Consider the following 16573-nt stretch of genomic DNA (forward strand, 5'->3'; position numbering starts at 1 on the left):
GATAGAAGATGCAGAAATAGAGCGCTGGCGGGTAAATTGTTTAGCGCGGCAGGCGATACACCTGGTCGGCGAGTACTTCCAGGTCGGCCGTGTCGGTGTTGGTCAGCAGAATGACGACACGACGGAAATCAGGGTCAGTGAGAAGCACAGAATTGAAACCGTTGATACTACCCCGGCGTTCGAGAACCGGCTGTGGAAACGTTTTGTCGTTGTAGTAGAAGCCCATGGTGGGGTAGCCGCGGGCATAGTCCAGAAAAGCGGGTTGCTGCGGCCGTAGCAGCGCGGCCATGCCTGCGGCCGACAGCAGCGTGTGGTGGCGTAAGCCCAGCACGAGCTTCAGCAAATCGTCGGTGGTGGAATAGATGGCGCCAGCCCCGGCGTAGTTAGCCATGTGCACCAGCAGGTCGTTCTGGAGCGTGTCGTTGGCCGTGCCCGCGCCAAACGTGTAGTTGTGGTAGCCGTAGGCCAGCTGCGGAATCACGCGTGCCGCCTGCACCACCCCGGAATTGGTCATGCGCAGCGGCCCCAGAATGTTGTCGTGCAGCAGTTGGGCGAAAGGTTTCTTCGTTATTACCTCCAGAATGCGGGTCAGTACCACGTAATCGACATTATTGTAGTTGAAGCCGGCCGGCTTACCGGTTTCCCGTAGTGCCGCAAACCGGGCAACGTACTCGGCCGGGGAGTAGGCTGCTTTGTACGCCTCAAGGGGTTCGTTTTTCAGACCCGAGTAATGCGTTAGTAGCTCTGCCACGGTGATGTGCTGGCAGTTGGCCGGCAGCTCGGGCAGGTACGTGGCTGCTTTGTCGGCGAGCCTGAGCTGGCCATTCTGGCAGAGCTGCAGCACCAGAATGGCCGTAAACGTTTTGCTCATCGAGGCAATCGGGAAGCGGGTAGTAGGGCTGATGGGCACTGCAAACTGCAGGTTGGCCAGCCCCTTGCTAACGCGGGAAACGACCTTGCCCTCCTGTGCTACCAGCACCGTGCCATTGAAGTGGCCAGCTTTGTATTCGGCATCGAGCAGCCGGGGAATAGTACGCTGGGCATAGCCGGCGGCCGGCAAAGACAGCAGCAGCCAGAATAGGAAACGAAGCATAAACGATAGTCTGGATACGGAACCCGGGCAAGATAATGGTAATGCAGCTAGTGGACAGCGGCGTCCGCAGAACCACTTGGCAGGCGCTACCGAAGGCGCAGATCCTCGAAATGAGGCCCATATCGGCCCGGTTGAGGTATCAATATATGAATTGGGGCACCAGATAGGTCGAGGGTGCCGTGCTTTAACCCACTTCCCGGCTACTGCGGCCAGCGAAGCCTGTTACCTCACTTCCACTCACCCGTCAACCCGCTGACTATGGTACGTTTGCTGCGCCCTGTTATTGAACCGCTTGTGCTGCCTCATTGGTGGCAGGATGCGCTGCTGCTGCTGCCCCGGCTGGTGTGCGGTTATTTGCTCTCCACTGAGTTTGGGGCTCCCAAATTCGGCTTGCCCTGGTCGCCACCCGATAACAACCTGGGACTGTTTGAAGTGGCCTTCTGGTTTCCGAACGATGTGGCGGCGTATGGGGGCATTTTTGCGCTGCTGCCGAATTTCTTTGCCTGGATGGGGGCATTCAGCGAAGCTGTGGGCGGGCTGCTGTTGCTGCTGGGGCTGGGCACCCGCCTATCGGCCTTCCTGATAATCTGCACGATGCTGGTGGCCATTTTCATGCAGCAGCTTGCCCAGGGTATGTGGAACGCGCTGCCCGCTGCCGGTTTTCTGTGGGCCGCGCTGCCGGCAGTGGTGCTGGGCTCCGGCCGTTTCGGACTTGATTATGTGCTTGCCAAACCCCGCCGCCATGAAACGCTATAACCTGCTTGGCTGGCTGGCGCTGGCGAGCCTGCTGCCCGGCTGCGTGCAGCCCGCCCACGACAAAACCGTAGTGTACGAGCTGGACGTGCGCGGCTTGCCCAATGTGCGGCAGGTGGGCCTGCGTGGCCGCGACAAACCCCTAAGCTGGGACCAGGATCTGCAACTCATGCCCGTGGGCCCCGACAGCAGCCTGTATCGTGCCACCGTAACCACGCACACCGGCTTTCTTATCACGGAAGTGAAGTTCACGGTTAACGGGGAGTTTGAGCTGAAAGAAGCGGAAAACCGCCGCATCGTATTTGGCCCCGGCGACACCACCGTGTACCGGGCCCGGTTTAATGCACGGAAGTAGCCAGCACTGCCACTTATCAGGTTTGCGCTGCCACGATGCTGCCTACTCCTGCCGGGCGCGCCGCTGGATGCGGGCCTCCCAGCGCTTGCGCTTAGGCGCAATGCTGCCGCGCAGGTATTTTTCCATCACCAGCACGGCGCACGGTGCCGCCGCCGTAGCCCCGAAGCCGCCGTTTTCCAGGTACACAGCCACCGCTATTTTAGGGTTATCGGCCGGGGCAAAGCCGACAAAAGCGGCGTGGTCGTCGCCTTCGTCATTTTCCACGGTGCCGGTTTTGCCTGCCACCGTAATGCCTACATCGGCGAGGCTGGAGGCGTCGGCGGTGCCGCCGCGCTGCAGCACCGCCACCATGCCGGGAATCAGGGCGGCGAAGTTGGCGCTGTCGATGAGGGTGTGGTGCTTGCGGGTGAAGCGGGCCAATGGGCCAGCCTCGCCGATGCCGCGCACCAGATGGGGCGGATAGTACCAGCCACGGTTGGCAATGATGGCGGCCATATTGGCCATCTGCAAGCCCGTCAGGTTGATTTCACCCTGCCCAATGCTGAGTGAATAGATGGAGCGGTAGGTCCAGTTAGTGGTGCGGCGGGCCTTGTCGTAGTAGGCGGGGGTGGGCAGGAAGCCGGGCGCCTCGCGGGGCATATCCACGCCCAGCACCGAGTCCAGCCCGAAGGAGCGGGCGTAGCGCCGCCACTGGGCGAGGTTGGCGTGGCGGGCCGCCACGGTATCCTGCACCAGCGAGTCGGGCACGTGGTTGATGACGGTTTGCAGCACCTGATAGAAGTAAGGGTTGCAGCTGTACTTCAGGCCTACCGTGAGGCTGCCGGGCCTGGGGTGGTGGTGCACGCAGCTCACCAGCGACTGGTCGCAGCGGAAGCCGGTGGCGGGGCTGATGGCACCCAACTGCAGTGCCACGGCGGCATTTACCAGCTTGAACACCGAGCCGGGCGGGTTGGCCAGCATGGCGGGCCGGTTGAGCAGGGGCATATCCTCGTGCTCCAGCAACTCGGCGCGTACGCCGGCCTGATCGGGGGCCGTAAGGGTGGCCGCGGGATACACGGGGCCGGATACATAAGCCAGGATTTCGCCGGTGCGCGGATCAAGAGCTACGAGGTAGCCACGGCGGCCGCCCAGCAGTTTCTCGGCGTAGGTCTGGAGCTTGGCATCCAGGGTCAGGTGCAGGTCCTGGCCTTGCTGGAAGACAGTGTCCTTGGCCCAGGTACCATGCTGCTGCCCTTTGGCATCGAGCAGCGGATGCAGGTAGCCGCGGTGGCCGCTCAGCAGGCCGTTGTAGTACGCTTCCACCCCGCCGTTGCGCAGGCGGTAGAAACGACCCCGCCGGTAGCGCCTGGCCTGGCGGAAAAAGGGCTGGGCCTCGGCACTCAGGTAGCCCAGCACCGGGGCGCCCGCGCTGGTGGTATACACCCGCCGGGGGCGCTCGGTGAGGGTGAGACGCGGTACGGTGGCGTTGCTGTCGCGGCGGATGCGGGCTGCTTCCGCTTTGGTCAGGCGCAGCTGCACGGGGTAGCCGGGGCGGGCATCCGGGTACGGCAGGGCTTCGGCAATGCGGCGGCGTACCGTGGTAGAGTCCCAGCCTAGTAACTCGCCCAGGGCCAGCGTGTCAAGCGGGGGGCGGCTCGGCAGCTGCAGCAGAAACTGCAGGCGCGTGTCTACCAGCACAGAATCGTGGCGGTCGAGGATGCGGCCGCGCTGCGGCACATCGGGTAGTACCACGCGGCGGGCGGTGTAGCGCACGCGCACATCCTGGGCGGTGGGCAGGCCGGGTTGAGAGTCGGGAGAAGAGCAGGCTGCCAGAGCTACGAGCAGGGCTAGTAGGCTGATTTTCCACCGTAAGAAAGCAGTGCGCATGGGGTAAAGCTAGCCAATTGCCAATCTTTTACCGGGCGGCGCGGGCGTGGTTTCGATGAACAGGCATCTATGCCACCTGAACAGGGCCACCCGCCGGAACAGCTAACCCAAAGACCAAAGCGGATAAAGCGGGCCTACTCCGCGTAGCTGTGGCGGCACAGCAGCACCCAGGCCGCCAGGAAGCTGCTAACAGCCAGCAGAGTGGTGAGCCCAAACAAATCAGCAAAAAGAAGAATGAGAAACAGCCCGAATACAATCTGCAGGTACTGCTTGATGTGCTGCCCTATACGGTAAAGGACAGCCCGGAATAGCAGCGTTACACTCAGCAGCAACAGAAACCCAGCCAGGGCCTTAGGCATGGCCGTGGCAACGACAAGGCACCCTAGCTCGGGGAGCAGCAGCAGGCTGTATAAGGCTGCCTGCTGACCGTATAACTGCCCTTTGCTGTACGGAAAGTTGCGGGCAAAGCGTAGATAGGTTAGCTCGAACTCACTTGCCTGATAAATCAATACAGCGTGACTCAGGGCAACACACAGGCCAACCAATCCAATCAAACGTGGGTCGGAGTGGGAGCCGGGAAATACGCTGAAAACAAGGGCTATGCCGGCGAATGAGGTAGCCTTGGTGACGGCGTAGGCAACCCGTTTCCGAACAAGCACCTCAAACAGAAACAGGCTCCACAACGGCTTCGGCCAGGCATGCAGCCACGACACCCCAGCTGATCTGGCCGGTTTGGTCGTCAGGCGGTTGGTCAGGCCTACGTAGTGCCAGGCGCAGAACACGTTCAGGGCCAGCAGATATACGGGGATAAGCAGTGGAACCAGCCAATACCCATACGCCGCGCCTACTACCATGGCATACCCGCCCAGCGCTACAACCGGCAGCAACAGGCTCAGCTGCACCGCCGCCCAGGCCTGCAGCTGCTGCGTCATACTCAACGCGTTGAGACTGTAGAATACAAACGAAGTGTCTGGTGCCTGCAGGCGTGCTCCTACATATTGCCGGGTTTTGGCGCTGTAGACAAACAGAATAACCGCAAACAGGAAAACGCCCAGCGGCTCGCTGACGGTGGATAGTACCAGTTTCAGCGCCGTTTCAAGAAGTTGTTCGGGCGTCAGGTGGCTTTGATTGAGAACGTTGGTATAGAAGAAGTTGCTGAAGATGAAAACAAACAATGAAAGCAATAGCCCGGTGTGTTGCCGGTAAAATCCTGTGGCTAGTAGTTTGGTCAGCACGCGGGTGTGGGCACTTCTCATATGATATGATGCAGCGTATTGCGTTCCACCAGAATTTCCCGCACATCAGGCAGAATGGCGCCTGCAAACGGCTGGTGCGACGACAGCAGAAACGTGGTGCCCGCCTGTTGGTGCTGGTTGGCAATCCAGGAGTACAGAATCGGCAAAGCATCTGCGTCCAGAGTGGTCAGGGGCTCATCAAGCAGAACACAGGCCGGCCGCCCCAGGAAGGCCAGCACCAACGACAGTTTCTTGAGCATCCCGCTGGAATAGGTGCTGATCCGGTCCGGCAGGTAGGCCGTCATGCGCATGCTCTCCACGTACTGTTCCTCCTGCCGGACGGGCGCCTTCTTAGCCGATTTGAACAGCTGGATTAGCTCGGTGCCCGTCAGGAAATCAGGAAATACAGGCTCGGCCTCGGCGAAATTCACCGCGCTGCGGTAGTCTGTCGGGTGCTTTTTTACGCTCAGCGTGTTATGTAGGCTGATTTCTCCCTCAAAGGAAATAATACCGGCTACGGTTTTCAGGAAAGTGCTTTTGCCGGAACCGTTGTGCCCGCGCAGCCAGTGAATTCCGGAATCAATGTTAAAAGCAGGGATGTCAAGAATCAGGTGGCCGTTATACGCTTTGTGATAGTTGTGTAGCGTCAGCATAGAGTAGTAGAAGCTGGATGCAGGCTCCAGAGCAGACCTGCCCAGCAGTAATATTTTTCCGTCAGCAACGCCCAATCCGCCTGCTTGTTGTGCAGTGAGCGAAGGCGTGGCAGATGTAAAGACGTGTATTCGCGTCTTTATATCAGGCGGTGCCTATTCTACTGCCCGCCAATTACCTGTTAAAGCTTTGCCAGTTCTTATGTCAACTTTCACGTGTGTTCCAGATGCAGACCACATAGGTTCGTGATACTCTTTTGCATAAGATTTGACGATCCAAAATATTTCACCGGCAACTCCTGACATCTCAACTTCCCAAGGCTTAATACCTTTTTTAAGTTTAAGATTCTTCGCCTGTGCAAGGGCGTGAGCTTTATTGAAGAAGATATTAGGTGCCTCCTTCCCTTGATTATACAGTTCGATATCTGACATAGAGATTTTGCTGTTGTATTTGCTTTCAACCTCTTTGCCATCAAGCGAGACAATTATCATATTCTTTTTGATAGGCTGTTGCGGTACTATTTCGAACGTGACCATCGACAATACACTTTCATATTGACCAGCATATCTCAGGTGTGCCTTAACGTACTCTTTGCCAAGTTTTTCATCAAGGTATTGCGTTGCAATAGCAAGATTAGTGGAATCCTGAACGGTTTTGTCATTTTCCTTATGGGCTGAAGCCTCGAAGAAGGTGGTCAGTACTATTGAGAGTATAAGTATGGTTTTCATAAAACAGAAAAAAAGGGCGCTACCCCGACAAGGTAGCGCCCTTTTAACTTAGTCCGAAAGAGGCTTACATATTCCTTCTATACTGCCCCCCAACCTCGAACAGCGCATTCGTAATCTGCCCGAGGGAGCAGAACTTGACGGTTTCCATCAGCTCGGCGAAGAGGTTACCGTTGGCAATGGCGACTTGCTGGAGCTGCTTGAGGCGCGCTTCGGTCTGGTCGGCGTTGCGGGTGTGCAGGATGTTGAGCATCTCAATCTGGTACTGCTTTTCCTCGTCGGTGGCGCGGATAACCTCGGCGGGCACCACCGTGGGCGAGCCTTTGGAGGAGAGGAAGGTGTTCACGCCGATAATGGGGTACTCGCCCGTGTGCTTGAGCATCTCGTAGTGCATGCTTTCCTCCTGAATCTTGCCGCGCTGGTACATGGTTTCCATGGCGCCCAGCACGCCCCCGCGCTCGGTGATGCGGTCAAACTCCATGAGCACGGCCTCTTCCACCAGGTCGGTGAGCTCCTCGATGATGAAGGAGCCTTGCAGCGGGTTTTCGTTTTTGGCCAGGCCCAGCTCCCGGTTGATGATGAGCTGAATGGCCATGGCCCGGCGCACCGATTCCTCGGTGGGCGTGGTGATGGCCTCGTCGTAGGCGTTGGTGTGCAGGGAGTTACAGTTGTCGTAGATGGCGTAGAGGGCCTGCAGGGTGGTGCGGATATCGTTGAAATCGATTTCCTGGGCGTGCAGGCTCCGGCCGCTGGTCTGGATGTGGTACTTGAGCATCTGCGAGCGGGCGTCGGCGCCGTACTTCAGCTTCATAGCCTTGGCCCAGATGCGGCGCGCCACGCGGCCAATCACGGCGTACTCGGGGTCGATGCCGTTGGAGAAGAAGAAGGAGAGGTTGGGCGCGAAGTCGTTTACGCTCATGCCCCGGCTCACGTAGTACTCCACGAAGGTGAAGCCGTTGCTTAGCGTGAGGGCCAACTGGGTGAGGGGGTTGGCCCCGGCCTCGGCAATGTGGTAGCCAGAAATCGACACCGAGTAGAAGTTGCGGACTTTCTCCTTGATGAAGTACTCCTGCACATCACCCATCAGGCGCAGGGCAAACTCGGTGGAGAAGATGCAGGTGTTCTGGGCCTGGTCTTCCTTAAGAATGTCGGCCTGCACGGTACCGCGCACCTGGCTCAGGGTGCGGGTTTTGATGGTGTGGTAGACGTCGGCGGGCAAAACCTGGTCACCGGTGACACCGAGCAGCATCAAACCCAGGCCGTCGTTGCCCTGGGGCAGCTCGCCCTGGTAGCGGGGGCGGTTGAGGCCCTTGTCGGCGTAAATCTGGTTGATCTTGGCGTCAACTTCGGCTTCCAGGCCCTGCTCTTTAATATAAAGCTCACACTGCTGATCGATGGCGGCGTTCATGAAGAAGGCAGCCAGCGTGGCGGCGGGGCCGTTGATGGTCATCGACACCGAGGTGCTGGGGTTGGCCAGGTTGAAGCCCGAGTAGAGCTTCTTGGCGTCGTCGAGGCAGCAGATGCTCACCCCGGCGTTGCCGATTTTGCCGTAGATGTCGGGCCGGTGGTCGGGGTCCTCGCCGTAGAGCGTCACCGAGTCGAAGGCGGTGCTCAGGCGCTTGGCGGGCAAACCCATGCTCACGTAGTGGAAACGGCGGTTGGTGCGCTCGGGGCCCCCTTCGCCGGCAAACATGCGGGTGGGGTCTTCGCCCTCGCGCTTAAACGGAAACACGCCGGCGGTGTAGGGGAATTCGCCGGGCACGTTTTCCTGGAGCTGCCAGCGCAACAGGTCACCCCAGGCCGTGTAACGCGGCAAGCTGACTTTCGGAATCTGCTGGTTGCTGAGGCTGGTGGTGTGGGTCTGGATGCGGATTTCTTTGTCGCGCACCTTGAAGACGAATTCCGGGGCTTTATAGGCGGCTACTTTTTGCGGCCAGGTTTCCAGGAGTTTCCAGTTCTGCCCGTCCAGCCGGAGTTTGACCTCCTCGAAGGTCCTCTCCAGGCCGGCCACGAGGCTTCCGGCATCGGGTTGGTTGCCGCTGTTCCCAGCGCCAGGTCCGCCAGCGGCGTTTCCGAGACTTTGGACGGCTCCGACGGCTTGTCGGATTCCGTAGAGCTGCTGAGCGGTGTCAGCTTGTTTAAGAACCCACTGGTCATATTGGCGGTTGGTTTCGGCGATTTCAGACAAGTACCGCGTACGGTGCGGCGGAATGATATAGATTTTCTCGGAATCCTCTTTGGTCGTGGCCAGCTGGGAAGCAAACGGCACACCGGTTTTGGCTTCGACCATGCTCAGAATAGCGCGGTAGAGGCGGTTCATGCCGGGGTCGTTGAACTGCGAGGCGATGGTGCCGAAGACGGGCATATCGTAGAGGGGCTTGTCCCAGTGGCCGTGGTTGCGCTGGTACTGCTTGCGCACGTCGCGCAGGGCGTCGAGGGCGCCGCGCTTGTCGAACTTGTTGAGGGCAATGACGTCGGCGAAGTCGAGCATATCGATTTTCTCCAGCTGGGTAGCTGCGCCGTACTCGGGGGTCATTACATACAGGCTGGCGTCGGAGTGCTCGATGATTTCGGTGTCACTTTGCCCGATGCCGGAGGTTTCGAGGATGATAAGGTCAAACTCGGCAGCGCGGACTACATCCACGGCGTCCTGCACATACTTGCTTAGGGCCAGGTTGCTCTGGCGCGTGGCCAAGCTGCGCATATACACCCGCGGCGAGTTGATGGAGTTCATCCGTATCCGGTCGCCGAGCAGGGCCCCGCCGGTTTTGCGCTTGCTGGGGTCCACGGAGATGATGGCAATGGTCTTCTCAGGGAAGTCCATCAGAAAGCGCCGCACCAGCTCATCTACCAGGCTCGACTTACCCGCGCCGCCCGTGCCAGTAATGCCGAGGATGGGGGTTTTAGTTGTTAGTTGTTTGTTGTCAGTTGTTCGTTTAGTTGTTAGTTGTTCGTTGTCAGTTGTTAGGTCGTTCTGTTGGGCTTTTTCTCCCCCAACTGACAACTGATAACTAGCAACTAACAACTCCCTAACTTTTTCAAACTCCTCGGGGAAGTTTTCGGCGGCGGAAATGAGGCGGCCGATGCTGCGGGCGTCTTTTTCTTTAAGGTGCTTGACTTCGCCGTTCAGGTTCTGGCCGGTGGGGAAGTCGCAGCGCTGGAGCAGGTCGTTGATCATGCCCTGCAAACCCATGGCGCGGCCGGCGTCGGGGGAGTAGATCTGCTCGATGCCGTAGCTGTGCAGGTCCTCGATTTCGGTGGGCAGAATCACGCCGCCGCCGCCGCCGAACAGGCGGATGTGGCCCGCGCCGCGCTCCTTAAGCAGGTCATACATGTACTTGAAGTACTCGTTGTGGCCGCCCTGGTAGGAGGTAATGGCAATAGCCTGAGCATCTTCCTGGATGGCGCAGTCCACGATTTCCTGCACCGAGCGGTTGTGGCCCAGGTGAATCACCTCGGCGCCGCTGCTCTGAATGATGCGGCGCATGATGTTAATGGCGGCATCGTGCCCGTCGAAGAGGGCGGCGGCCGTCACGATGCGAATATGGTTCTGGGGCTTATAAGGAGCGGCGGGAGCAGCTTGCATAGCGCGGGGATGTTGGGTGGAATTTGGGGTAGCGAAGGTACGCAAAAAGCCCCGGCGGGGCTATTCACGTAAGTTTGGATGAATTTACAGGAGCTAAAATTCCACTATCCTATGTCTGAAACCAGAAAGCATGTTGTCTCCTTCGCCGAGTTCAAGCAGGTCATAGAGAAGTTGCAGCACCAACCGGCGTGGCGGAGCCGGGCCGGGAATGAGACAGGATCCATTTTTACGCTGCAATTTGGACTGCTATCATCTACTGATGAAACTCAGGGAGAATTCTCGTTGATGGTTTGGTGCGCGTGGCGAATCGTAAAGGCAGAGCACATTATTTGCACATGGCACGAGGATGCCGGTACCAATCTGGCTCCTGCCTTACAGACATTGGAAAGCAGTACGGTTGCCAGTGCCACTTTCACAGCATGGGGAGATTTAACTATTGATTTCTCGAATGGCTATTCACTTCATATCTGGAACGATGCTCCTTTCAAAGATTTTGATAGTTGGTCTATTGGCTACTCAGGCCTGGGATATTATTCTGTAGCAACTCGTAATACATTCTTCTACGAGCCGGATGTTGATTAACTCGTAACTCACCGCAACTCCGCCAGCCGCAGCCGGAACCCCGGCAGCACCGCCTCACCACTCAACTCATTATCGAAGCCCTGCACGGTTTCGGGCTCGGGCTGGCCGGGACGGTAGAGGTAGGCGGTTTCGGTTTCAGGGTTGAGCAGCCAGGCCAACTGCACACCGTTGCGCAGGTAGTCCAGCATTTTGGCCTGCAGGGTTTTAAGCGAGTCGGTGGCAGATTTCAGCTCCACTACAAACTCGGGGCACACGGGCGCAAACTTATCCTGCTGCGCGGCCGTCAGGGCGTTCCAATTAGCGGCTGAAACCCAGGACGCATCCGGCGACAACACAGAGCCATCGGGGAGGGTGAAGCCGGTGTTGGAGTCGAACACTTCGCCAAGCTCTTCATGTGTGGAAAACCAGGCATAAAGTTGCCCGGTAAGGCGGGCGTTGCGTTTGCCGGAGCGGCTGCCGGTGGGCGACATAAGGAGGATTTCGTGGGAGGCCGTCCGTTCGATGCGCAGGTCGGCATTCAACTGGCAGAAGTCGAAGAACTCATCGTCCGACATGTTAGCCAGCACCGGACTGCGGAGCGTAATGACGTCTTCGGTGATGGTAGGGCGCATACTACAAAACGGGTTGTCTTCTGGAAGATACGCAAAACGCCTGCTGCCCGCCTACTCCTCCAGTACCGTGAAGTACAAACTGGGCTGCAGGGCGTGGATGGTCCAGGCGGCCTGGCTGTTCTCGCGCTCCACCATCACCTGCTGGCGCTGTCGGGAAACAGGGATGGAAAAGTACTTGTCTTCCGGATCAGTTTTCTCGCTTTGCAGCCACTGGATAGTGGCCACAACGGGTTGGGCCTGCAACTGCACAGCGTAGGGGCGCAGGTCAACCGTCTGCCAGCCGCGCTGCTGGTTGGTACACACCAGCTGAATGTCCTGGGAAAGCAGCACCGCGCCGGGCTGGCCGTTTTCCGCGGCGTACAGGTTCAGGCGAAAGCGCAGCAGCTGGTAGGTATTAGTGGCCAGAAAGACGTGAAACTCCTCCAAATAGGTGCGCCGCGTGGGCTTGAGCAGCGTGCCCAGCTCCCAGCCCCACTCATCGTCCACGGTTTCCTTGCCGCTGGAGCCGCCAGTCCAGAGCACGTCGCCCTTGGCCTGGTTGCGGCCCAACAATGCCGGATGCACCCGAGCGTGCTCCACTACAGCCCCCGCCAGCGCCACCGACAACGGCCGCACCCGAAACACCCGCTGGCCGCTCATCAGCGCGGCTGGGGGCACGGCCGTACGCAAAAATCCTACACTCGTCACCACCAGCGTATCAGAGAGTCCGGGTGGCAGGCGGAGCAGGTAGCGCCCTTGCTCGTCGGCCACAGTTCCCACGCTGCGGCCCACCATGCCCAGGGTGGCAAAAGGTACCGGCTCGCCGGTCTGGTCGTTCAGTACCTGTCCTTCCAGAATGCGGGTTTGGGCATTGGCCCGATAAGAACCGGCGCAAAGGGCCGTAATAAGTAGCAATCGACGCAACATGAATCAGCAAAATAGCACTGCCACAAACCTACGGCCCGTGAGGCGGCAAAAGCCGGGCCCCGCAAAATAAAATATTGCCCCGCGACTGGTGCGGTGCTGCAAGCGGGCGGGCCCATAACTGCCCGAATGCAAAACGGCCGGACCACCCCGTAGGGCAGCCCGGCCGTTGATGCAGAAGGCAAGAAGTGTCGACGTTATGCGGGTTCCTTGTCCTTCTTCTTGGCTTTAGGTTTCACGTCCGGAATCAGGTTGTGTGGGTTGATAACGAACTTCTTGGCCACGCCGCTGTCAAACTCGGCGTAGCCCTTCGGGGCGTCGTCGAGGCTGATGACTTCCACGTTCACGGCTTTGGCAATCTGCACCTTGTCGTAGAGGATGGCCTGCATCAGCTGGCGGTTGTAGCTGAGCACCGGCGTCTGGCCGGTGTGCAGCGAGTGGCTCTTGGCCCAGCCCAGCCCGAACCTGATAGACAGGCTGCCTTTCTGCGCCGCCTCATCCTTGGCGCCTGGGTCCTCGGTTACGTACAGGCCGGGGATGCCGATGGAGCCGCCCGCGCGGGTGATTTCCATGAGCGAGTTGAGCACGGCAGCTGGCACTTCCGTCTTGGAATCGGTGCCGTGGCCGCTGGCCTCAAAGCCCACGCAGTCGATGGCGCAGTCGATTTCCGGCACGCCCAGAATCTGGGTGATTTGCTCCGTAAGGGTGGCGTCCAGCGTCAAGTCCACGGTTTCGCAGCCGAAGGAGCGGGCGTGGGCCAGGCGGGCCTTGTTCATGTCGCCCACAATCACCACGGCTGCGCCCAGCAGCTGCGCCGAAGCGGCGGCAGCCAGCCCTACCGGCCCGGCGCCGGCCACGTACACCGTCGCGCCCGGGCCCACGCCGGCCTTCACGGCCCCATGGAAACCCGTTGGGAAAATGTCGCTGAGCATGGTCAGGTCCCGGATTTTCTCCATGGCCTGGTCCTTATCGGGAAAGCGCAGCAGGTTGAAGTCGGCGTAGGGCACCATTACGTACTCGGCCTGGCCGCCAATCCAGCCGCCCATGTCCACGTAGCCGTAGGCGCCACCGGCGCGGCCTTCGTTCACGGTCAGGCAGATGCCGGTTTTCATTTCGCGGCAGGTGCGGCAGCGGCCACAGGCCACGTTGAACGGCACCGACACCAGGTCGCCCTTCTTGAGGAACTCCACGTCGGCCCCCATTTCAATTACCTCGCCCGTGATTTCGTGGCCCAGCACCAAACCCGATGGTGCGGTGGTCCGGCCGCGCACCATGTGCTGGTCGGAACCACAGATGTTGGTGGACACCACTTTCAAAACCACACCGTGCGTGATTTTCTTGCCTTTGGGGTTCCTCAGCTCCGGAAAAGCAATGTTCTGCACCTCGACTTTGCCGGGGCCGGTATAGACTACGCCTCTGTTGTCAGCCATGATAGAAACTTAAGAAAGTGAAAAAAACGAAGCCAGTAAGCCTAGCCGCGGGGCCAGCCGTTTACGATGGCCTGCATGCCGGCTTCGGCTACTGTGTGGTCGTTTTCCACGGAGTCGCCGGACACGCCAATAGCCCCGATTACACGGCCGTTGCTGTCCTTAATTGGAATGCCGCCGGGGAAGGTGATGAGGCCACTGTTGGAATGCTCAATCCCAAACAACGAGCCGCCGGGCTGCGAGAGGCCCCCAATAACGCCGGTCGGCATATCGAAAAAGCGGGCCGTTTTGGCCTTTTTGATGGAGATGTCCAGCGAGCCGAGCCACGCGTCGTCCATGCGGGCGAAGGCCGTCAGGTTGGCGCCGGCATCTACCACGGCAATGTTCATCTTCACGCCTATTTCCAATGACTTCTGGTGGGCGGCTTTGATAGCGGCCTGGGCTTGTTCGAGGGTGATGCTCATGGGTTGTGGGAAGGAGAAGGTGAAGAAACAATGCCTCAACAACGGAATTTACGTGCCTCCGGCCAACCGGCCTCGCCCAGTTGCGACGATCAGTACCCACTTTTGCGACGATTGTGTAGCTCAGCGCCTTTCGCTGCCAATCCCGTTAGCCAGCCAAGCACTGCAGCCGTTGTTTGGGTGGAACGCCAATGGTTGATAGTTGCCTCCAGGCAGCAGGGCAGAAGCGAGGCTATTAGCTTTTACAAGGCCTTTGCCGTATCTTCGCCCTCGGAAAAAACCGCCTCTAGTGAAGAACATCCGCAATTTCTGCATCATCGCCCACATCGACCACGGTAAGAGCACGCTGGCTGACCGCCTGCTGGAATTCACCAGCACTGTCTCCAAGCGCGACATGCAAGCGCAGCTGCTCGACAACATGGACCTGGAGCGGGAGCGGGGCATCACCATCAAGAGCCACGCCATCCAGATGCAGTACCCCTACAAAGGGGAAATGTATACGCTCAACCTGATTGACACCCCCGGTCACGTCGATTTCAGCTACGAGGTATCGCGCTCCATTGCCGCCTGCGAAGGCGCGTTGCTGATCGTGGACTCGTCGCAGGGCATCGAGGCCCAGACGATTTCCAACCTTTACCTGGCCATAGGTTCCGATTTGACCATCATTCCGGTGCTCAACAAAATCGACCTGCCCCACTCCATGCCGGAGGAGGTATCGGATGAGATTGTGGACCTGATCGGCTGCGACCGGGAAGAAATCATTCCGGCCTCGGGCAAGTCCGGCATCGGCATCGAAGCCATCCTGAACGCCATCTGTGAGCGGATTCCCGCCCCGAAGGGCGACCCGGACGCGCCGCTGCAGGCCCTCATCTTCGACTCGGTATTCAACTCCTACCGCGGCATCGAAGTCCTGTTCCGCATTAAAAACGGCACTATGAAGAAGGGCGACAAGCTCCGCTTCATGGCCACCGGCAAAGAATACGGTGCCGATGAAATCGGTATCCTGGGCCTTAACCAGGAGCCGCGTCCCGAAATCGGGGCCGGCAACGTGGGCTACCTCATTTCGGGCATCAAGGAGGCCCGCGAAGTGAAGGTCGGCGACACCATCACGCACGTGGCGCGGCCCACGGCCGAGGCCATCCACGGCTTTGCCGATGTGAAGCCCATGGTATTCGCCGGTATCTACCCCGTCGATACCACCGAGTACGAGGAGCTGCGTTCGTGCATGGAAAAGCTTCAGCTCAACGACGCTTCCCTGGTGTGGGAGCCCGAAACGTCGGTGGCGCTGGGCTTCGGCTTCCGCTGCGGCTTTTTGGGCATGCTGCACATGGAAATCGTGCAGGAGCGCCTGGAGCGTGAGTTCAACATGACGGTGATTACCACTGTGCCTTCGGTGCAGTTTCACGCCACCGGCACCAAAGACCAGTTGCTGACCATCAACGCGCCGAGCGAAATGCCCGAGCCGAACATGATCAAGCACATCGAGGAGCCCTACATCAAAGCCCAGATCATCACGGCTTCCGATTACGTGGGGCCCATCATCACGCTGTGCATGGAGAAGCGCGGCATCATCAAAGGGCAGTCGTACCTGACCTCGGAGCGGGTGGAGCTGTCGTTTGAGCTGCCGCTGTCGGAAATTGTGTTCGACTTCTTCGACAAGCTCAAAACCATTTCGCGCGGCTACGCTTCGCTGGATTACGAGCTGATCGGCTTCCGCGAGTCGGACATGGTGAAGCTGGACGTGATGCTGAACGGGGAGAAGGTGGATGCCCTGTCGGCCATCGTGCACCGCTCCAAGAGCTACGAGTGGGGCCGCCGCCTCTGCGAAAAGCTCCGCGAGCTACTCCCGCGCCAGCAGTTTGAAATTGCCATTCAGGCCAGCATCGGGCAGAAAATCATTGCACGCGAAACCGTGAAAGCCCTGCGCAAAAACGTAATTGCCAAGTGCTACGGTGGCGACATCAGCCGCAAGCGCAAGCTGCTCGAAAAGCAGAAAGAAGGCAAGAAGCGGATGCGTCAGGTGGGCTCCGTAGAAATACCCCAGGAGGCCTTCCTGGCCGTCCTCAAAATCGACTAATGAAGTGGAACGCGCCCCATCGGGGCGCGTTTTTTTTGTGCTGATAAAACGTTCGTTACAGGTAAAAAGAACGTCATGCTGAGCGCAGCCGAAGCATCTCTACCGCTTCGTCTTCACAATTGAGTTCGCCAGAAGTAGAGATGCTTCGACTGCGCTCAGCATGACGTTCTTTTGATCCACTAACAACCGACAACCGGCAACACAATAACCAACAACCCATTTTCCACCTCATACACTTCTTGACACGG

Annotated in this window: 14 protein-coding genes; 4 read left to right on the forward strand and 10 right to left on the reverse strand. The window is 58.9% G+C overall.

Annotated features, from left to right (window positions below):
• Positions 1–40: 40 nt before the first annotated feature.
• Positions 41–1093, reverse strand: a complete 1053-nt coding sequence (locus tag H8B14_RS11620; RefSeq protein WP_187315796.1) for a serine hydrolase domain-containing protein — start codon at positions 1091–1093, stop codon at positions 41–43.
• A gap of 258 nt (positions 1094–1351) precedes the next feature.
• On the opposite strand from H8B14_RS11620, the gene H8B14_RS11625 reads away from it, so the two are divergent.
• Both H8B14_RS11625 and H8B14_RS11630 read left to right on the forward strand, forming a co-directional pair.
• Positions 1352–1849, forward strand: a complete 498-nt coding sequence (locus H8B14_RS11625; protein ID WP_187315797.1) for a DoxX family protein — start codon at positions 1352–1354, stop codon at positions 1847–1849.
• The gene (locus tag H8B14_RS11630) at positions 1836–2201 is read left to right on the forward strand and encodes a hypothetical protein (RefSeq protein WP_187315798.1); all 366 of its coding nucleotides are present in this window, start codon (positions 1836–1838) and stop codon (positions 2199–2201) included. The genes H8B14_RS11625 and H8B14_RS11630 overlap by 14 nt, the downstream gene beginning before the upstream one ends.
• A 42-nt stretch (positions 2202–2243) precedes the next feature.
• Here H8B14_RS11630 and H8B14_RS11635 read toward each other — a convergent pair whose 3' ends face one another.
• From H8B14_RS11635 to H8B14_RS11655, 5 genes are all read right to left on the reverse strand, one after another.
• Positions 2244–4067, reverse strand: coding sequence for a peptidoglycan D,D-transpeptidase FtsI family protein (locus H8B14_RS11635; RefSeq protein ID WP_187315799.1), 1824 nt, complete (start codon positions 4065–4067; stop codon positions 2244–2246).
• A 134-nt stretch (positions 4068–4201) separates the two neighbouring features.
• Positions 4202–5323 (reverse strand): hypothetical protein, encoded by a 1122-nt coding sequence (locus tag H8B14_RS11640; RefSeq protein ID WP_187315800.1) that lies wholly within the window; start codon positions 5321–5323, stop codon positions 4202–4204.
• On the reverse strand, positions 5320–5955 hold the full coding sequence (locus H8B14_RS11645) for an ABC transporter ATP-binding protein (protein ID WP_187315801.1): 636 nt from the start codon (positions 5953–5955) through the stop codon (positions 5320–5322). The genes H8B14_RS11640 and H8B14_RS11645 overlap by 4 nt, the downstream gene beginning before the upstream one ends.
• A gap of 153 nt (positions 5956–6108) precedes the next feature.
• Positions 6109–6681 (reverse strand): hypothetical protein, encoded by a 573-nt coding sequence (locus tag H8B14_RS11650; RefSeq protein ID WP_187315802.1) that lies wholly within the window; start codon positions 6679–6681, stop codon positions 6109–6111.
• Positions 6682–6745: 64 nt separating this feature from the next.
• Positions 6746–10264 carry a methylmalonyl-CoA mutase family protein gene (locus H8B14_RS11655; RefSeq protein ID WP_187315803.1) on the reverse strand — a complete coding sequence of 1173 codons (3519 nt, stop codon included), beginning with the start codon at positions 10262–10264 and terminating at the stop codon, positions 6746–6748.
• Between the two features lie 111 nt (positions 10265–10375).
• Here H8B14_RS11655 and H8B14_RS11660 point away from each other — a divergent pair, with 111 nt between their 5' ends.
• Entirely contained in the window at positions 10376–10846 is a 471-nt protein-coding gene (locus H8B14_RS11660; RefSeq protein WP_187315804.1) for a DUF6188 family protein, read from the forward strand.
• A gap of 8 nt (positions 10847–10854) precedes the next feature.
• On the opposite strand, the gene H8B14_RS11665 is transcribed toward H8B14_RS11660, so the two are convergent.
• From H8B14_RS11665 to H8B14_RS11680, 4 genes are all read right to left on the reverse strand, one after another.
• Positions 10855–11457, reverse strand: coding sequence for a Uma2 family endonuclease (locus H8B14_RS11665; RefSeq protein WP_261989974.1), 603 nt, complete (start codon positions 11455–11457; stop codon positions 10855–10857).
• 51 nt (positions 11458–11508) lie between these two features.
• Positions 11509–12363 carry a carboxypeptidase-like regulatory domain-containing protein gene (locus H8B14_RS11670; protein WP_187315805.1) on the reverse strand — a complete coding sequence of 285 codons (855 nt, stop codon included), beginning with the start codon at positions 12361–12363 and terminating at the stop codon, positions 11509–11511.
• A 194-nt stretch (positions 12364–12557) separates the two neighbouring features.
• On the reverse strand, positions 12558–13790 hold the full coding sequence (gene fdhA / locus H8B14_RS11675) for a formaldehyde dehydrogenase, glutathione-independent (RefSeq protein ID WP_187315806.1): 1233 nt from the start codon (positions 13788–13790) through the stop codon (positions 12558–12560).
• 41 nt (positions 13791–13831) lie between these two features.
• Entirely contained in the window at positions 13832–14251 is a 420-nt protein-coding gene (locus H8B14_RS11680) for a GlcG/HbpS family heme-binding protein (protein ID WP_187315807.1), read from the reverse strand.
• Positions 14252–14537: 286 nt separating this feature from the next.
• On the opposite strand from H8B14_RS11680, the gene lepA reads away from it, so the two are divergent.
• The gene (gene lepA / locus H8B14_RS11685) at positions 14538–16325 is read left to right on the forward strand and encodes a translation elongation factor 4 (RefSeq protein WP_187315808.1); all 1788 of its coding nucleotides are present in this window, start codon (positions 14538–14540) and stop codon (positions 16323–16325) included.
• Positions 16326–16573: the final 248 nt, after the last annotated feature.

The organism is Hymenobacter puniceus (genome assembly GCF_014333525.1).
Classification (GTDB): Bacteria; Bacteroidota; Bacteroidia; order Cytophagales; family Hymenobacteraceae; genus Hymenobacter.

Bases quoted from the DNA above. Each gene is read 5' to 3' on its own strand.
- H8B14_RS11620 (WP_187315796.1), bottom strand. From the start codon at position 1,093: ATGCTTCGTTTCCTATTCTGGCTGCTGCTGTCTTTGCCGGCCGCCGGC.
- H8B14_RS11630 (WP_187315798.1), top strand. From the start codon at position 1,836: ATGAAACGCTATAACCTGCTTGGCTGGCTGGCGCTGGCGAGCCTGCTG.
- H8B14_RS11640 (WP_187315800.1), bottom strand. From the start codon at position 5,323: ATGAGAAGTGCCCACACCCGCGTGCTGACCAAACTACTAGCCACAGGA.
- H8B14_RS11680 (WP_187315807.1), bottom strand. From the start codon at position 14,251: ATGAGCATCACCCTCGAACAAGCCCAGGCCGCTATCAAAGCCGCCCAC.
- H8B14_RS11645 (WP_187315801.1), bottom strand. From the start codon at position 5,955: ATGCTGACGCTACACAACTATCACAAAGCGTATAACGGCCACCTGATT.
- H8B14_RS11650 (WP_187315802.1), bottom strand. From the start codon at position 6,681: ATGAAAACCATACTTATACTCTCAATAGTACTGACCACCTTCTTCGAG.
- H8B14_RS11625 (WP_187315797.1), top strand. From the start codon at position 1,352: ATGGTACGTTTGCTGCGCCCTGTTATTGAACCGCTTGTGCTGCCTCAT.
- H8B14_RS11635 (WP_187315799.1), bottom strand. From the start codon at position 4,067: ATGCGCACTGCTTTCTTACGGTGGAAAATCAGCCTACTAGCCCTGCTC.
- H8B14_RS11660 (WP_187315804.1), top strand. From the start codon at position 10,376: ATGTCTGAAACCAGAAAGCATGTTGTCTCCTTCGCCGAGTTCAAGCAG.
- H8B14_RS11670 (WP_187315805.1), bottom strand. From the start codon at position 12,363: ATGTTGCGTCGATTGCTACTTATTACGGCCCTTTGCGCCGGTTCTTAT.
- fdhA (WP_187315806.1), bottom strand. From the start codon at position 13,790: ATGGCTGACAACAGAGGCGTAGTCTATACCGGCCCCGGCAAAGTCGAG.
- H8B14_RS11665 (WP_261989974.1), bottom strand. From the start codon at position 11,457: ATGCGCCCTACCATCACCGAAGACGTCATTACGCTCCGCAGTCCGGTG.
- H8B14_RS11655 (WP_187315803.1), bottom strand. From the start codon at position 10,264: ATGCAAGCTGCTCCCGCCGCTCCTTATAAGCCCCAGAACCATATTCGC.